Origin of the sequence: Streptacidiphilus sp. P02-A3a (assembly GCF_014084105.1) — a bacterium.
Taxonomy (GTDB): Bacteria; Actinomycetota; Actinomycetes; order Streptomycetales; family Streptomycetaceae; genus Streptacidiphilus.
This window is the reverse complement of record NZ_CP048289.1, coordinates 4,669,005-4,684,751: the sequence shown is the minus strand read 5'-3', so window position 1 is coordinate 4,684,751 and position 15,747 is coordinate 4,669,005. Positions and strand designations below refer to the sequence as shown.

General features: G+C 72.7%; 16 protein-coding genes and 1 pseudogene. 7 read left to right on the top strand and 10 right to left on the bottom strand.

Annotation, left to right across the window (positions count from 1 at the left end):
• Nucleotides 1-83: 83 nt before the first annotated feature.
• Nucleotides 84-692 (bottom strand): TetR/AcrR family transcriptional regulator, encoded by a 609-nt coding sequence (locus tag GXP74_RS20405; RefSeq protein ID WP_182452872.1) that lies wholly within the window; start codon nucleotides 690-692, stop codon nucleotides 84-86.
• A gap of 152 nt (nucleotides 693-844) precedes the next feature.
• On the opposite strand from GXP74_RS20405, the gene GXP74_RS20400 reads away from it, so the two are divergent.
• The 3 genes from GXP74_RS20400 (at nucleotide 845) to GXP74_RS20390 (ending at nucleotide 3,773) form a co-directional block, all read left to right on the top strand.
• A complete protein-coding gene (locus GXP74_RS20400; protein WP_182452871.1) occupies nucleotides 845-1,954 on the top strand; it encodes an alkene reductase in 1,110 nt (369 codons plus the stop codon).
• Nucleotides 1,955-2,112: 158 nt separating this feature from the next.
• Entirely contained in the window at nucleotides 2,113-2,838 is a 726-nt protein-coding gene (locus GXP74_RS20395) for an SDR family NAD(P)-dependent oxidoreductase (RefSeq protein WP_182452870.1), read from the top strand.
• A 71-nt stretch (nucleotides 2,839-2,909) separates the two neighbouring features.
• Entirely contained in the window at nucleotides 2,910-3,773 is an 864-nt protein-coding gene (locus GXP74_RS20390; protein ID WP_182452869.1) for an alpha/beta fold hydrolase, read from the top strand.
• Nucleotides 3,774-3,999: 226 nt separating this feature from the next.
• On the opposite strand, the gene GXP74_RS41545 is transcribed toward GXP74_RS20390, so the two are convergent.
• Nucleotides 4,000-4,134: a hypothetical protein gene (locus GXP74_RS41545; RefSeq protein ID WP_255528136.1), complete on the bottom strand. Its 135-nt coding sequence runs from the start codon at nucleotides 4,132-4,134 to the stop codon at nucleotides 4,000-4,002.
• 75 nt (nucleotides 4,135-4,209) lie between these two features.
• Here GXP74_RS41545 and GXP74_RS20385 point away from each other — a divergent pair, with 75 nt between their 5' ends.
• The gene (locus tag GXP74_RS20385) at nucleotides 4,210-5,193 is read left to right on the top strand and encodes an aldo/keto reductase (RefSeq protein WP_182452868.1); all 984 of its coding nucleotides are present in this window, start codon (nucleotides 4,210-4,212) and stop codon (nucleotides 5,191-5,193) included.
• A 213-nt stretch (nucleotides 5,194-5,406) separates the two neighbouring features.
• Entirely contained in the window at nucleotides 5,407-5,745 is a 339-nt protein-coding gene (locus tag GXP74_RS20380; RefSeq protein WP_182452867.1) for a hypothetical protein, read from the top strand.
• A gap of 152 nt (nucleotides 5,746-5,897) precedes the next feature.
• On the opposite strand, the pseudogene GXP74_RS20375 reads toward GXP74_RS20380, so the two are convergent.
• The 6 genes and pseudogenes from GXP74_RS20375 to GXP74_RS20350 form a co-directional block, all read right to left on the bottom strand.
• Nucleotides 5,898-6,077: pseudogene (locus tag GXP74_RS20375) on the bottom strand (cupin domain-containing protein); the annotation flags it as partial.
• Nucleotides 6,078-6,152: 75 nt separating this feature from the next.
• On the bottom strand, nucleotides 6,153-6,539 hold the full coding sequence (locus GXP74_RS20370) for a hypothetical protein (protein ID WP_370468444.1): 387 nt from the start codon (nucleotides 6,537-6,539) through the stop codon (nucleotides 6,153-6,155).
• 142 nt (nucleotides 6,540-6,681) lie between these two features.
• Nucleotides 6,682-7,308 carry a hypothetical protein gene (locus GXP74_RS20365; protein ID WP_182452866.1) on the bottom strand — a complete coding sequence of 209 codons (627 nt, stop codon included), beginning with the start codon at nucleotides 7,306-7,308 and terminating at the stop codon, nucleotides 6,682-6,684.
• Nucleotides 7,308-9,773, bottom strand: a complete 2,466-nt coding sequence (locus GXP74_RS20360) for a helix-turn-helix transcriptional regulator (protein WP_182452865.1) — start codon at nucleotides 9,771-9,773, stop codon at nucleotides 7,308-7,310. Before GXP74_RS20360 ends, GXP74_RS20365 begins: the two co-directional genes overlap by 1 nt.
• On the bottom strand, nucleotides 9,763-10,116 hold the full coding sequence (locus GXP74_RS20355; RefSeq protein ID WP_182452864.1) for a winged helix-turn-helix domain-containing protein: 354 nt from the start codon (nucleotides 10,114-10,116) through the stop codon (nucleotides 9,763-9,765). Before GXP74_RS20355 ends, GXP74_RS20360 begins: the two co-directional genes overlap by 11 nt.
• A gap of 261 nt (nucleotides 10,117-10,377) precedes the next feature.
• Nucleotides 10,378-11,025 carry a phosphotransferase gene (locus GXP74_RS20350; RefSeq protein WP_182452863.1) on the bottom strand — a complete coding sequence of 216 codons (648 nt, stop codon included), beginning with the start codon at nucleotides 11,023-11,025 and terminating at the stop codon, nucleotides 10,378-10,380.
• 219 nt (nucleotides 11,026-11,244) lie between these two features.
• Here GXP74_RS20350 and GXP74_RS20345 point away from each other — a divergent pair, with 219 nt between their 5' ends.
• The gene (locus GXP74_RS20345) at nucleotides 11,245-11,919 is read left to right on the top strand and encodes a PhzF family phenazine biosynthesis protein (RefSeq protein WP_182452862.1); all 675 of its coding nucleotides are present in this window, start codon (nucleotides 11,245-11,247) and stop codon (nucleotides 11,917-11,919) included.
• 321 nt (nucleotides 11,920-12,240) lie between these two features.
• Here the strand turns inward: GXP74_RS20345 and GXP74_RS20340 are convergent, their stop codons facing one another.
• Nucleotides 12,241-13,872, bottom strand: coding sequence for an NAD-dependent malic enzyme (locus GXP74_RS20340; protein ID WP_182452861.1), 1,632 nt, complete (start codon nucleotides 13,870-13,872; stop codon nucleotides 12,241-12,243).
• A gap of 179 nt (nucleotides 13,873-14,051) precedes the next feature.
• Here GXP74_RS20340 and GXP74_RS20335 point away from each other — a divergent pair, with 179 nt between their 5' ends.
• Complete coding sequence (locus tag GXP74_RS20335) at nucleotides 14,052-14,825, top strand: DUF3592 domain-containing protein (protein WP_182452860.1); 774 nt, start codon at nucleotides 14,052-14,054, stop codon at nucleotides 14,823-14,825.
• A gap of 64 nt (nucleotides 14,826-14,889) precedes the next feature.
• Here the strand turns inward: GXP74_RS20335 and GXP74_RS20330 are convergent, their stop codons facing one another.
• Nucleotides 14,890-15,720 (bottom strand): DUF4097 family beta strand repeat-containing protein, encoded by an 831-nt coding sequence (locus tag GXP74_RS20330; protein ID WP_182452859.1) that lies wholly within the window; start codon nucleotides 15,718-15,720, stop codon nucleotides 14,890-14,892.
• Between the last annotated feature and the right edge of the window lie 27 nt (nucleotides 15,721-15,747).

Sequence of the window (15,747 nt, the reverse complement as noted above, 5' to 3'; positions counted from 1 at the left end):
GTCGGGGCTCCCGCGGGCGTGCCGAGCCCTGCGGCGGCGGGGCGAATCCCGCGGGAACCGGAAGTGGAGCCGGTCGACCTGGATCAGGGGCGGTGACGGGTGCGGTTGTGCAGGTCGGTGCGCGCGCTGTCGAGGAGCTGGTCGGCGAGGGCCGGGTCGGTGCCGACGACGGCGCGCGAGAGCAGGACGGCCCCGACCATCTGGCTGAACAGCGCCAGGGTGCGGTCCCAACTCGCCTCCTGGTCAAGGCCCGTCGCCGCCTGGACGGCTTCGGCGAAGCGGCGCAGGTTCGTGGTCAGGCCGCTGGCGTAGTGGGAGCGGGCGGGGTCCTCGAAGCGGGGGGCGTCGCCGAGGAAGCCCGCGTTGGGGCAGCCGTGGTCGATATCCGCGCGGTGCTCCGGCGACAGGTACCAGTCGATCTGGTTGCCCAGGGGATCCTCCCCGCGTGCCGTGGAGGCGTCCAGGGCCGCGGTCAGGTTCTCCAGCCCCTCGGCCATGGCCTTGGCGACGACCTCGTCCACCAGCGCGGCCTTGGACGCGAAGTGGTTGTAGAAGCCCCCGCGGGTCAGCCCGGCGGCGGCCATCAGCTCCACCAGTCCCACCGCCTCCACGCCACGCTCGCGGAAGAGGGTCTCGGCGGCGCTGACGATCGCGTCGTGGTTCTGTGCCGCCTTCTGCTTCGACACGCCCATGAGTGCCACCTCCTTCACCATGACTGTAGCACCATCTCAATGTCGATCGACCTTGACAGGATGGCAGCGCGGGCATAAAACAATGTCGAGCGACATTGTGATGACCGAGGGCGTGCCCAGCCCGTGGACGAGACCATGAAGGAGACAGCGACATGTCCGTTCCACCCCTGTTCACGCCGACCCGCATGGGCGCTCTGGAGCTGCCCAACCGGATCGCGATGGCACCGCTGACGCGGATGCGCGCCGACAACCCGGGCCGGGTGCCGACCGGGCTGCACGCCGAGTACTACGCCCAGCGCGCCGGCGCCGGACTGATCGTGGGCGAGGCCACCGCGATCAGCCCCGAGGCAGTGGGCTGGGCCGACACACCCGGCCTGTGGAGCCCGCAGCAGGTACACGGCTGGCGGGGGGTGACCGACGCGGTCCACGCCGCCGGTAGCCGCATGATCGCGCAGCTCTGGCACACCGGATCCCTGTCGCACCCGGACTTCTTCGACGGAGCCCCGCCGATGTCGGCCTCCGCGGTCAACCCGGAACAGCTCAGCTCCACCCCCACCGGACGCAAGCCCACGGTCACACCGCGCGCGATGACCCGCGCCGAGATCCGCCGGACCGTGGCCGACTACGCGACCGCCGCCCGCAACGCCGTCGCGGCCGGGTTCGACGGCGTCCAGATCCTGGCCAACTTCACCTACCTGCCCGCCCAGTTCCTCAACCGGGCGACCAACCGGCGCACCGACCGGTACGGCGGATCGATCGCCAACCGGGCCCGCCTGGTCCTGGAGATCATCGAGAGCGTGGCCGGGGCGATCGGCCCCGAGCGCACCGGCATCAAGCTCGGCCCCATGCACGAGAGCGGACCGTTCACCGCCGACGACGAGACGCTCCCCACCGCCGAGTACGTCGTCAGCCGCCTCGACGACTACCGGCTCTCCCACCTGCTGCTCATGGGCGCCACCCACGAACTGGCCGGGACGCCGCTGGCCGACCTGGCCGGCGACGGGATGTTCCGCCACTTCCGACCGCTCTACGGCGGAACCCTGATCGCCAGTGTGGACATGGACGCCGAACGCGGCAACCGCCTGGTGCGGGCCGGTCTGGCGGATGTCATCGCCTTCGGTAGGCCCTTCATCGCCAACCCCGACCTCCCCGCCCGGCTCGCCACGGGTGCCGCGCCGGCCGACACCGACTGGAGCACCGTCTACGCGGCCGGCCCGGCGGGCTACACCGACTACCCGGCCCTGGAACCGGTCGCGGCCTGAGCCGCGAACCGTTCGCCCGCGCATCGTGACGTGCGGTCACCATGCGGATGCCGCCCGGTGCGGCCCGCGGACCAGCGCGGACTCACCGCCCGTCGGCCATGGCGAGCCCTTGTCACACCCATCCAGTACCTGAGAACAACATCCCACAGGAGTCAGTCATGTCTGAGGCATCCCGCTCGATCGCCCTGGTCACCGGAGCCAGCAGCGGCATCGGCCGCGCTGTGGCCCTGCGGCTCGCCCGGGACGGTTTCGAGGTCCTGGTCCACGGACGCGACGCCGGACGCGGCGCGGCGGTGGTCGAGGAGATCGTCAAGAACGGTGGCAGTGCCCGGTTCCTGGCCGCCGATCTGACCGACCTCGAAGCCCTCGCCCGGCTGGCGCAGGAGGCGGCGCAGGCCGACGTCCTGGTCAACAACGCCGGGTTCTCCTGGTTCGGGCCCACCGACCAGTTGCCCGCCGAGACCTTCGACGCGCTGTTCACCGCCAACGTGCGCTCCGCCTACTACCTGACCGCGGCGCTGGCGCCCGAGATGGCCGAACGCGGGAAGGGCAGCATCATCAACCTGGGCAGCATGGCCGGCCAGATCGGCCTGGCCGGCGGCGCCGCCTACAGCGCCACCAAGGCCGCGCTGGCCGCGCTGACCCGCGCCTGGGCCGCCGAGTTCAGCCCGCGCGGCGTGCGGGTCAACACCATCTCCCCCGGACCCGCCCACACCGGTGGCGCCGACCCGGCCAACATCACCGCGCTCGGCGCCACCACCCTGCTGGACCGCGCGGCCCAGCCCGAGGAGATCGCCGACGTGATCGCCTTCCTCGCCTCCCCCGCCGCCGCCTACGTCACCGGCGCGCTGATCCCCGCCGACGGCGGCCGAACCGCCGTCTGACCGGTCCTCCGGCACCAGGTCCGGCACTCCCGACACCACCGACCCCGCACGACCTTCCCAAGGGAGCAGACATGTCCCGGCACACCGCCATCACCGCCCCCACCGAGTTCGTCGAGGCAGGCGGCATCCGCTTCGCCTACCGCCGCTACGGCAACCCCGAACGCACCCCGGTGGTCTTCGTCCAGCACTTCATGGGCAACCTCAACGACTTCGACCCGGCCATCACCGACGCCCTGGCCGGCGACCGCGAGGTCATCCTGTTCAACAACACCGGCGTGGGCACCAGCAGCGGCCAGGTCCCCGACACCATCGAGCAGATGGCCCGCGACGCATCGGCGTTCATCGACGCCCTGGGCCTGACCCGGGTGGACCTGCTGGGCCACTCGATGGGCGGCCTGGTCGCCCAGGAGATCGCCCTGGCCCGCCCGGACCTGGTCCGCAAGCTGATCCTGGTCGGCACCGGACCGCGCGGCGGCGAGGAGATCGGCTCACGGCCCGCCTGGGTCGGGGACCTGTTCGCGGCCGACTACGAGCCCCCGGAGAACGTCTGGCTGCCGACCCTGTTCGAACCCACCGAGACCAGCCAGGCAGCGGGCCGCGCCTACGTCCAGCGCATCACCGAGCGCCAGGAAGGCCGCGACCCGTGGCCCTCCCCGCAGTCCGTCGGCGCCCAACTGACAGCGATCGCCGCCTACGGAAAAGTCCAGGACCCCGAGTACACCTCCCTCAAGGCACTGACCCTGCCGGTCCTGGTCGTCAACGGACACAACGACATCATCATCACCACTGTCAACTCCTACCTCCTCCAGCAGCACCTGCCCGACGCCCAGCTGGTGATCTACCCCGACTCCGGCCACGGCGCGCACCACCAGTTCCACGACCTGTTCGTCCAGCACGTGCGGCTCTTCCTGGACCGAACCGAGAACGGGGCATGACCGGATGCCCAATCCCCGCAGTGCCCCGGTCGCGTCAGGCACCGCCGTGCCCGCTCACCACGGTCGGCGTGCGGCACCCGCCCGGCCGGTGGTGGGGCCACGGCCCGTCGGTTTTCTGGCGGCGCTCACGCACGGCCGCCCGCAGCACCTGCCCGTCCGGGAGGTGGACCTGGACCTGGGGCGGGTTCGAGCCGGTGTCAGCGCGGTCGATCACCGCAGCACTCGCTCAGCCAGCGGTGCCGGACGGCGGGCGGATCAGGCGGACGTCGTAGGCGTACCAGCCCACCCGGCTACCCGGGTCCACCGCGCACCGCCACAGGATCGGCCCGGCCGGGTTCCGCGTCCACGCCAGCACCCGCACCGGCCGCCACCCCTCGCGGGCGGCCCGAACTGGCCGACACCCGGTCCGTGGGCTCGGGCCTGCGAGGATGTTGCCATGGACAAGCGAATCATGGGACGGCTCGGCCGTGAGGTCTCCGTCGTCGGACTGGGTACCTGGCAGCTCGGCGCGGACTGGGGCGAGGTTGAGGAGAAGGATGCCCTCGCCGTGCTGGACGCGGCGGCCGAGGAGGGCGTGACCTTCTTCGACACCGCCGACGTCTACGGTGACGGCCGCAGCGAACGCCTGATCGGCCGCTGGAGGAAGGACAACCCGGGGGCCGGGGTCTTCGTGGCCACCAAGATGGGCCGCCGGGCCGAGCAGCTGCCGGAGAACTACACCGCTGCCAACTTCCGGGCCTGGAGCGACCGTTCGCGGGCGAACCTGGGCGTGGACACACTGGACCTGGTGCAACTGCACTGCCCGCCCAGCGCGGTCATCGAGTCGGACGCGGTGTTCGACGCACTGGACGCGCTGGTGGAGTCCGGCTCGATCGCCGCCTACGGCGTGAGCGTGGAGACCTGCGAGCAGGCGCTGAAGGCGATCGCCCGGCCCGGTACCGCGAGCGTGCAGATCATCTTCAACGCGTTCCGGCTCAAGCCGCTGGACGAGGTGCTGCCCGCTGCCGCGGCCGCCGGCGTCGGAGTCATCGCCCGGGTGCCGCTGGCCTCGGGACTGCTCTCCGGCCGGTACCGGCACGACACCGCCTTCGCCGCCGACGACCACCGCACCTACAACCGCCACGGCGAGGCCTTCGACCAGGGCGAGACTTTCTCCGGCGTCGACTACGACACGGGCGTGGAGGCCGCCGCCGAGTTCTCGGCGCTGGCAGCACCCGGCGCCACCGCGGCGCAGACCGCCCTGCGCTGGATCGTCCAGCAGCCGGGCGTGACCACGGTCATCCCCGGTGCGCGGTCGACCGAACAGGCAGTATCGAACGCGCGCTCGGCATCTGTGCCCGCACTGCCGGACCAGACCCTGACCGCCATCCGGGACTTGTACGAGCGGCGCATCCGGGCCCAGGTCCACCAGCGCTGGTAGGCGGGCCCACCTATCGCCCGGGTGCCGGCGAGGGACGGGGGCGGCGGCGGCCGGGCATCGCGAGCCGGTCTGCGTCGGCACGGTCCCGGGCGCGAGCAGGTCGGGGCCTGTGCCATACCCGGGGGGCGACGGCAGTGCCCGCCGCCACGTCCAGTCGGCCCCTTCAACGATTCGTGCCCCGACGCTCACGGCGCCGGGGCACGAAGGAGCGAGTTGGACGGCACCTACAGAGCAGCGCTGGTGCCGGTCGGAGGTACGCAGGCCCTGCCGGTCGGCACCGGCAATCGGCTGGACCGTGCCTGGGGGCGGCCGGACGACGCGGGTCCCGGCGCTGCTCGGGCTGGTCCAATCGGGAACCGGCCGGGAACCGGTCTGGTCGGGGACGCTGAAGTGGCGGCCGCGCAGCGGGGCGCCGCGCAGTTCGGCCGGTCCGGCGGTGACCTCTCGACGGGCCCTGACCAGAACCTGTGCCTCGGTACCGGTGGCCTGGTCATCACCCTGGGCCTGTGGCTCAAACTGCGCGCCTCGTGCGGGCGGGTGACGAGCGGGTGATAGGAGAGTACGGGCACGGTCAGGCCGAAGGCCGCGGTGGCCAGCAGCGCCCACGCCGACCACCGCGACCTCGCCGATGCCGACCTCACACCCGGCCCGAGGCCCCGCACCGGCAGCTGACCACCCACACCCCCCGGGCCCGGGGGCCGCGGTCAGTGGGCGCTGCTGCGCGGGCCGTGGTACTGCGCATCGGTGACCGGTTCCAGCCAGGTGGTCTCGGGGGTGCCGTCGCCGGTTCCCTCCCACAGGGCGAGGTGCTCCATGAAGAGCTCCGGGGTGGCGCCGTGCCAGTGCTCCTCGCCGGGCGGGCAGGTGACGGTCCGGCCCGGGTGGTGCCCGGGCCTTGCGCGGTGACGGCGTGGAGCCGCCGGTGCGGGGGCAGCGGCGGCGGTGCCCGGTGTGAGCGGTCAGCCCTTGCCGAAGTGCTGGGCGGGGAACGCGCCCGCCGCCCGCAGGGCCCCGGTGAAGCCGTCGGCCAGTTCGGTGAGGCGTGCGGTGGCGGTCGGGCCGAGGTGCTCGTAGGGGGCCGCGTCCGGCTGGTCGGTGAGCGCCTCGGCCTCACCGCGCAGGGCCGTGCCGGCTTCGGTGAGCTCGCCCGCCCCGTCCAGCAGGCCGCGTTCGCGCAGCCGGTCGCGGGCGGCGGCCCACTGCTCCGCTGACCACCCCCGGGTCCGCTGGAACAGGGCGGAGGTCGGCGCCGCGCCGGTGGCGTTGCGCAGGACCAGCGCCTCGATCCCGGACAGGCCGACGACCGCCAGCGCGGCGAGGTGGCCGTCGCCCCGGTGCTCGCGCACCCACCGCTACAGCACACCAGGCCGCTCCGGGCCCTGTCCCCAGGGCGCGGAGCATGCACTGGCTCACCTTCAGCCGCCGTGCCGCGCCGCCCGTCTCCTTTGATCGTGACTCTCAAGATCCCATCAGCGTCACGGGTGCGGGTCAGCGCAGGTCGAAGTCGTTCTCGTCCCATTCGAAGTCGTCCGGGCCGAAGCCCCCGTACAGGCCGCCGTTGAAGTACTCGGCCAGGGCCTGGCCGATGATCTGCCGCACCTCGTCCTCGCTGTCGGCCAGGGCCAGCGCGGCGGCCTGATCGCCGGTCAGGTTGAGGTGGACGTCGCGGGAGCGGACGGCGTCCGAGCCGCGGATCGAGAACGTCATCGCGCGGCCGACGCGGGCGCTGTGGCCGGAGAAGGCCCCGGTCTGCTGCAACTGCCTGGCCCTGCGCTCGCGTCCGCGCTCGGTGGTCTGCGCGCGGACCGCGTCCGTCGCCAGCCGGTCGGCCTTCGTCGTCGGACGCGGCAGCGGCGGCCTGCCCTGCTTGGCCCGCGCCTGGTTCTGCTTCTCCCACCGCTTCTCCGCCGCCTTCGAGAGCTGCGGGGGTGTGCGGGTCCCGGCGATCCAGCGCTCCACCGTCCGCTGGCTCACGCCGTAGGCCGCGGCCATCGCCCTCGTGCTGCCGCCGAACAGCCTGTCCTTCACGTGCCCGGCCTGCGTCGCGGACTGCACCGGCGCCTTGCGCGAGGGGAACAGGGCCTCACGGACCCGGCCGAACATGCCCGTGGCCATCAGAGGCCACCGCCTTCCCGATCGCGCCCGGCACCCTCGGCGTCGGCCTGAGCGACGAAGTCGCCGTCGGTGCCGTACTGGTGGACCAGCTTGGAGGGGTGCTCCCGGCGCTCCATCGCCTCGACCGCCGCCGCCAGCGGGATCGAGGACTCGTGCTTGTGGCTGCCCGGCGCGATGCCCAGGCGCAGCGCCCCGGGTACCGGGGTGCCGTCGGGCTTGACCGGCAGCAGTTCCAGCGGGGAGGGGGCGTCGGCGGCGTACAGGTAGGAGTCGACGTTGACCGCGAACGGGGCTCGGCCGGTGAGCCGCAGGGTTTTGCGCAGGCGGCGGTGGGCGGCGATGCGGGCAGCGGCGATGATGTGGAAGCGGATCTCGGGGCGGTAGGACCAGTTCGCGGCGACCTTCTCCAGCCAGGTCGCCTCGTCCGGGTGGGCGTTGCGGGCCGAGTCGGTCCACTTGCCGATGCCGCCCTTGTAGACGTTCTTGTAGAGCCCGGCCAGGACCAGGGCGTCCGCGCGGACCGGGTCGGTGCCGACGTCCTTGTGGACGGCGTGGGCGGCGAGGAACTCGGTCGGGCTCTGGCCGTCGACCAGGCCGAGTTCGGCGTAGGCGCGTTTGTAGCCGCCGCGCAGGTGTCCGGTCCACTCCTTGAGCAGCGGCACGGTGTACGTGGACAGGTGGGCGGCGGTGATGGTGGTCGTGTCGAAGTCGTACATGTCGTTGTCGGGCGTGGACATGTGGGCGACGGTCTCGGTGGTGTACCAGCCGGGCCCGGTCGGCGGGCGGCCGTGGAACGTCGCCGGGTGCGGCAGCAGTTCGTCGACCTTCGTGCTGGTGAAGTCGCACCACCACAGCCCGGCCGTCTTCGAGTCCCACGCCGGGTTCTTCACGTACTGCAGCTCACCGGCCGGGAGCCGCAGGGTCTCGGTGACCGACAGGTAGGACGCGCAGACGTCGACCGCGACCGCCCACCGGCGCCCGGCCTCCTGCGGGGTGAGCTCGCGGAACCACCACTTGAAGTCCTCCTCCTCGCACACCGTCTCGCCGTCGGCCAGCAGTTCGCGGGTCAGCGGGTGCCGGGCCCCGGCGGCCGGGGGCACGCACAGGTCGCCGCCCGGCAGCGCGCCCTCGCGGAACGTGGAGGACCACTCCCCCGTCGTCTCGTCCCGGTTCCACTCCACGCGCGGGCGCACCGCGTCCAGGAGCAGCATCGCGGTGGAGGCGGTGCTCGCGCCGGGGGCGACGCCCAGGTCGGCGGTGAAGGCCCGGGATCGGCGGGCGAGGGTGAGCCCGTCCACGGTGCCGTCGGGGTTGGTGGCCAGGGGGGTGAGCAGGGAGCTGGTGGCCTGCTGGCGGGCGTCGCCCTGCCCCAGCCACGGCGCGACCGTGATCCCTACCGATGTCCTGGGGCCACCGGCGGAACCCTTGCGGCGGAAGGCGCGGAACGACGGGCCGATCTGGTCGCTGATCTCCATGCCCACCGTTGCGGCGGTCTTCGCCAGCTTCGCCTGCAGCGCGGCCAGGGCCTTCTCGGTGGTCGGCAGGACGGCCGGCAGTCCGAGCCGTTTGACAGCGGCCTCGGTCACGACCACCACGCCGTCACCCCCGCGCCCGGACGCGTGCACCCGCTCGACCCGCAGCGGCAGCCCGGTACCCAGCCAGGCGAACCAGTCGCCCAGCTTGGTCCCGGCCGGGGCCGGGACCTGCGGAACGTCGAGCAGCCAGCCGCCGTCCTGGGCGACGTCCAGCGCGACCACCGGCCACCACCGGGTGGCAGCGGACGTGCCGGCGGGACGCGCGGTGGCGGGACGGGCCGTGCCCCGGGCGGGGGCGGGGCGCCGACCGGCTCCGGCTGCCGGGGTCCGCGGTGCGGCGGGCGCCGACCGGACCGGCTCCGCAGCGACCGGGGCCGCAGCGACCGGGGCGGCCGGAGCGGCGGCAGGAGCGGGCGCTGCGACCGGAACGACCGCGGGCTGGACCGGCGGGGCGGTGACGGGGGCCGGGGCGACGGGCTGCCGGGTGCGGCAGAAGTCCCCCAAGTGCTGGGCGACACCGGCATAGCGGTAAGGGGTCGGAGTGCCGCACCACCGGCACGGCGCGGGCTCGTACCGCCGCAGCTCACCGTCCGCGTCACGGTCAGGACCGGCGACCGGAACCGGGACCGGCGCGGCCGCAGGCCTCGCGGGGGCGGGGGCGGGGGCGGGAGCGGGGAAGCGCTCCGCCAGGCCCTCCAGCAGTCGGCCGTAGGCCGGGGCGATCTCCGGACCGGGGGCGGCACTGCCGTCCTCCCAGCCCTGGACCAGCGCCGGGTCCACCCGCAGCGCGGCGGCGACGTGCGCCGTTGTGAGCCCGGCCGCCTCGCGCAGCCGGACCCGCTCCGCCGGAACCGGCAGCACCGTGGCGGCCGCGACGGCTGCCAGCAGCGCGTCGACACCGGCGAACATGTCGTCCTCGCTACCGGGCATCGGACTCCCCCTTCGCTTCGAGCAGGTCGGCGATCGCGTCGATGCGGTTCGCGGCCTCCAGGGCGGCGATGGCGTCACCGATCGCCGCCTGGGCGCCGCGCAGGCGCTCCAGCAGTTCGTCGTTGGTGGACTGCGGCGGTGCGGCCAGGAAGGTCCCGTCGCCCTGGGAGATACGCAGCACGCCCTCGTCCCGCAGGTCCACGGTGGCCCGGCGGACCGTGTTCAGCGACGCGTTGTAGTGCTCCATGAACGCTCCCAGGTCGGGGAGCCGGTCGCCGATCTGCCATTCGCCGTCGGCGATGCGTCGACGCAGGTCGGCGTAGATCTCTCGATAGCGCGGCATGGCACAACCCTAGCAGACTTGCAGTAACATGCATAAGTCTTGATAGATAGCCTGTCCAGGCCGCCCCGGTGCAACGCAGGGCTGTGCGACGCGCCATGTGATCCGCCCTCGCCGTCGGCCTTCCCCGCTCGGGCGGTTGGACCGGCTCCATGGCGAACAGCTCATCACCCGTGCGCATGGCCTGATCATCCTGTACGGACGGGCACGGACCGCAGGTGGGCTGCCGTTTCCTGGGCACGCAACACGGCTGCGGCCGCGACGCTAACCGATCAGCGAGACTGCCTCGCCCAGCAATCCGATCTCGCGGGCAGTCAGGTTGGGATCGGCCCGGCGGAACCGCACCGCGTGGTCCAACGCCTCGGAAGGCATCGCGCCGACGCCGGCCAAGAACGCGGTGAGGAACGTCTCGGCGAGCGCGGCCTCCTCCCGCGCGGAGTCGACCGCGACTTGTGCCACGATCAGCGCGGACACGGCGACATCGAACTCAGGCGGCCCCTGCCCGGAGTTACGCCAGTCGATCACCACCGGTCCTCGCGCTTCGAGCATGACATTCGCCGGGTGCAGATCCAGATGTAGCGGGCGATCCCCGGGCTCGTGCGGCATCTGTGGGGCCAACGCGTGAAGGCGATCATGCAGACCGGCCAACAGGTCCGCCGCCGCCACCGCGGTAATCTCCCCGGCGCCCAGCGCCTCCAGCATGGTCGGGCCGGTGAGCCGTTCGAGGACCAGATCACCACCACCCGCCGAGTAGACCTGTGGCACGGGGAACCCCAACCCACCGACATAGGCCATCACAGCGGCTTCAGCGGCCACGTCACCTTCGTCCCGGTACCGGCGCAGGACGCGCTGCGTGTCGAGAGCGAAGACATCTGCGTCTCGGCCGGTCGCCAATAAGACTAGCTCGGTCACCTCGTGATTCCACTGCCGTTACTGACCCACGCTCCTGGGTCTCGGCCCGCCGCGCCCCTGGGCAACACGCTCAACCGTGCGCCCGTTCCGGCGGCCGGCACGGCCGGTCAGGCATCCGAGATCATCGCCGACGGGTTCACGGCGGCGATCGGCCTCGCCGTCGACGACGAGGCGGGCATCCACCGCCCGGTCCGCCAGCTGTGGTTGCATAGGTTTCCTATGAGTGGTCTCCACGTGCTGCGCGTCTTCTGCGGGTCCGGCGACACCGGCGGGAACCTCCTCGGGGTGGTGCTCGGGGGAAGTGCGTTCCCCGGGCGGTCGGAGCGCCAGGCGCTCGCGGTCCGTTTCGGGTTCTCCGAGACGGTCTTCGTCGACGACGCCGAGGAGGGTCGCGTCGACATCTACACCCCCGGTACGCGCCTGCTCTTCGCCGGGCATCCCCTGGTCGGCACCGGCTGGTTGCTGCGGCGCGAGGGCCTGGGCATCAGCTGCCTGCGGCCCGAGGCGGGGGACGTGCCGACCTGGCAGGACGGTGAGTTCAGCTGGATCAGCGGCCGGGCCGCCTGGGCCTCGGGGCGGCGGACGTGGCAGCACCCGAGCGCGGCGGAGGTCGAGGCCCTGGCGGTGCCGCCGGTCGGCAGCGGCTGGCTCTACGCGTGGGCGTGGCGGGACGAGAACGCCGGCACCGTCCGTGCCCGGGGCTTCCCCGGTCGCGGGGACGGCATCGACGAGGACGAGGCGACCGGTGCCGCAGCCATCGTGCTGACCGACGAACTGGACCGGGCGCTCGACATTCAGCAAGGACTCGCGTCGCAGATCCTGACCCGGCCGCGTCCTGGTGGGGTCGTCGAGATCGGCGGTCGCGTCTCGCCGCACGAGCTGCGGCGGATCTGACTGCCCGCCCCGGACCAGCCCGCCAGGCACGGATCCAGCACCGCCGGCTCGTCCACGTACCGGCAGCTCGTCCACGTACCGGCGGGCGAGGTCGTTCAGGTGGCTCCAGGCCGAACCGTGGCAGCGCCCGCTCGTTGGCTCGGGTGCCCGCGCCCTTCGAACCGAGGACTGCCCGGGTGGCTGCCCGCCTCTCGCCCGAGCGGCACGAGGCGGGCGGGTAGGCACCGCAGGGGCCCGTCCAGTCGATGACGCAACTGGCCGGGCCCCGGGTTGGGGGCGGTGACGGTGGGGGTGCCGCCTCTGCGGTTGCCGCTCCGGCCGTCAGTCCGGATACGCCGGCTGCCACTGGTTCGCGCGCAGCGCGGCGCGCAGTTCGTCCTCGTCGGCCGCCGGCGCGACCCCGTCCGCGACGGCGGCCAGCGCCGCCGCGAGTGCCACCTCGTGGGCGACCTCGCGCATCGTGCCGACAGGTGGCAGCAGTGTCCCGGAGGCGCCGTGCCCCGCTGCCGCGGTGCCAAGCGCCTTCGCGGCTGCCACCAGCATGTTGTCGGTGACCCTGGTGGCCCGCGCCGCGGTCACCGCCAGGCCCATCGCGGGGAAGATGTAGACGTTGTTCGACTGCGCGACCGGCACCCGGCGTCCGTCGATCTCCAGCGGCGGATACGGTGATCCGGTCGCGATCAGCGCGCGGCCGCCGGTCCATTCGGCGAGGTCCGCGGGGTCCGCCTCGGAATGCGAGGTCGGGTTGGACAAGGGGAAGATCACCGGCCGGTCCACCTTCGAGGCCATCGTCCTGACCACCGACTCGGTGAACGCGCCGCCGACCGTGGACAGTCCGATCAGGACGTCGGCGCTGATCCGCTCGACCAGCTCCTCCAGCGAGAACGGTTTCCCGTCCCTGGCGTAGCGGCGCTGTTCCGGGCTGAGGTCGTCCCGCGACTCGACCAGCAGCCCGTGCACGTCGATGACCCAGAAGTTCTGCCCGGCCTGCTCGTCGGTGGCCCCCTCCGCGACCATGGCCGCCCGGATCGTGTCCGCGACCCCGATGGCCGCCGACCCGGCACCCAGCATGACCACCCGCTGCTCGCGCAGGCTGCGCCCGGTCACCGCGGCCGCCGAGGCCAACGCGCCGACCACGACGGCGGCGGTGCCCTGGATGTCATCGTTGAAGGTCAGCAACTGATCGCGGTAGCGGGCCAGGATGGGCCGGGCGTGCGGAGTGGCGAAGTCCTCCCACTGCAGCAGCACGTCCGGCAGTTCGGCCCTGACCGCCTCGACGAACCGGTCGACGAACTCGTCGTACTCCTTGCCGGTGACCCGGCGCTCGCGCCAGCCGAGGTAGCGCGGATCGGCCAGCAGTTCCTCGTTGTCGGTGCCGACGTCCAGGAGGATCGGCAGCGTCCGCGCCGGATGAATTCCGCCGACCGCCGTGTACAGGCCGAGCTTGCCGATGGGGATGCCCATCCCCCCGGCGCCCTGGTCGCCCAGGCCGAGAATCCGCTGGCCGTCGGTGACGACGATGACGTCGACCTCGCGATTCGGCCGGTTGGCGATGACCTCACGCAACCGGTCGCGGTCCGGATACGACACGAAGAGCCCGCGCGGGCGCCGGTAGATCTCACTGAACCGCTGACAGGCCTCGCCGACCGTCGGTGTGTAGACCACCGGCAGCATCTCTTCGAGGTGCTCGGTGACCAGCCGGTAGAACAGCACCTCGTTCATGTCCTGCAACTGCCGCAGGTAAATGTGCCGATTGATCGGTTTGTCATAGGCCAGGAACGCGTCATAGGCGCGGTCCACCTGCTCCTGAAGCGTCTCGACGACCGGCGGCAGCAGCCCGACCAGGCCGAACTCGCGCCGCTGCGCCACAGTGAACGCGGTACCGCGGTTGTCCAGCGGCGACTCCAGCAACCGGACACCCCGCAGCGTCGTGTCACCCGTCTTCGCGCCCATCACAACCATCCCAGGATCGGATCCGTCCGGCCGGCGTCCGGCTCGAAGCCCATCCTGGCCCTTTCACGCACCGACTCGCCATCGATGGGCGCGGGCAACCCCCGAAGCGACACGGTGTGTTGACCCGGCGGCCATCGACCGGTCCAGACCAATACAGGCAGTGCGCGTTAGCATCGCGCATGATCGAGGACAGCATCTCGGCCGCCGGGCCGCCCCACCGGCTGACCCCCTGGCGCATCCTTGGCATGTGCCTGTACGGCGCACTGCTGACATTCGACGGGTGGCTCCTGTGCTGGACGTACACGGCGAACGACACGGCGGGCGGCTGCGGCGATACCGGGCAGCGGCCGTGCACCACCCATGACCTCTGGGCGGTCCTGGCCTTCGTGGCCTGCTTGGCCCTCGGCTTCCTGACATTGGTGCTCCTCCCTGCGGGGGCCGTCATCGTCACCAGCAGCAGCACCAACAGCACCCGGGCGCAGCTGCCCGCCGGTGCCGCCATGCTCGGCGGCCTGGTCTGCCTGCTCGGCGGCATCGCCCTGCGGGTCCCGGGCACCGGCCGCTGGCTCCTGGGACCCATGGTCCTGATCATTGCGGTCGCGGTCCTGGTGGGCCGCCGCGAGGAGCGCACCCGGGCGCGCACCCTTGTCGCCGAACACGAGGCCGCGCACCGCGGGTGGCGGATGGAGCAGTACGGGCTCACCGCGCTCGGCACGGTCACCGACGCCGCAGCCACCGGCGACGAGAGCTACGACCGCCCCGAGTTCGTCATCACCGTGCGCTTCCGGACCCCCGGCGGAGACGAGCACACCGCACAGCTCACCAGCAGCTTCGACTCCTACGAACAGGCCCCCCGGCCCGGTGACCGCCTCCACCTCCGCTACGACCCGGAACACCCCCGGCAACCCGAACTCGCCACCCCCCGCACCGCTCCCGAGGACAGCGGCGACTGAGGGGAGCGGGCCGGGCGGTGCTGGATCACAGCCCGGCTCGCCGGGGGCCGGCAGCCAGCGGTCCCTAGGGTGCGGTCCGGGCGATGATGTCGCCGTTGACGGTGGCCAGGGTCAGCCGGTCCGTGCTGGTGTCGTCGGTCGGCAGGCTCACCCGCGGTTGGCCGTTGCGGGTTTGAGCGGTGATCGCGTAGTGGGGGCAGTCTTCGGGCAGTGCCAGGTTGATCGATCCGTTGGTGCTGTCGGCCGTGACCTGGCTGGGTGCGCTCGCCCAGGCCAGGTCCACGTCGCCGTTGACCGTCGTGGCGGCCAGGGTCGGGGCCCGCAGGCCGGCGGCGCGCACGGAGCCGTTGCGCGTTGTCAGCTGCATCGGCTCGTCGGCCGCCTGCGCCGCCACCGTCACGTCGCCGTTGACCGTGCTGAGGTTCAGCGGGCCGCCCAGCCCGGTGGCCGAGACCCCGGCGTTTCTGGCCTGGACGGTGACGGCGGCGTTCTCCGGCACCGACACCTGGACGGTCCCGGGGCAGGGGCCCGAGCCCGGTGCGGGATTCGCCGGACAGCTCAGGTCCAACGTCGCCTCCGCGTCCGCCCGGTGCCAACTCCTCGCCACGGTACTGTCCGCATCGACCGACACGACGCCCGCGGCGCCGGCGCGCAGGGCCACCCCGCCGTCGGTGACGATCACCAGCCGCTGTGTCGGCGCCAGTGGGAAGACCGCCCCGGTGCCCGCTTCCGGGCCCGTCGGGGCGGCCGGTGCGCCGCGCGCGAGCAGGGGCGACGGGGACGAGCACGAAGCCAACCCGAGCACCGCGGCCGTCACCACCACGGGTGACAGCGCGGACCGGGCCGCCGAGGACAGACGGGACGAGGGCCTTGCCGACCGGAACTGGAGAGCCATGACCACCGCCTGCCCAGCAACCGGACT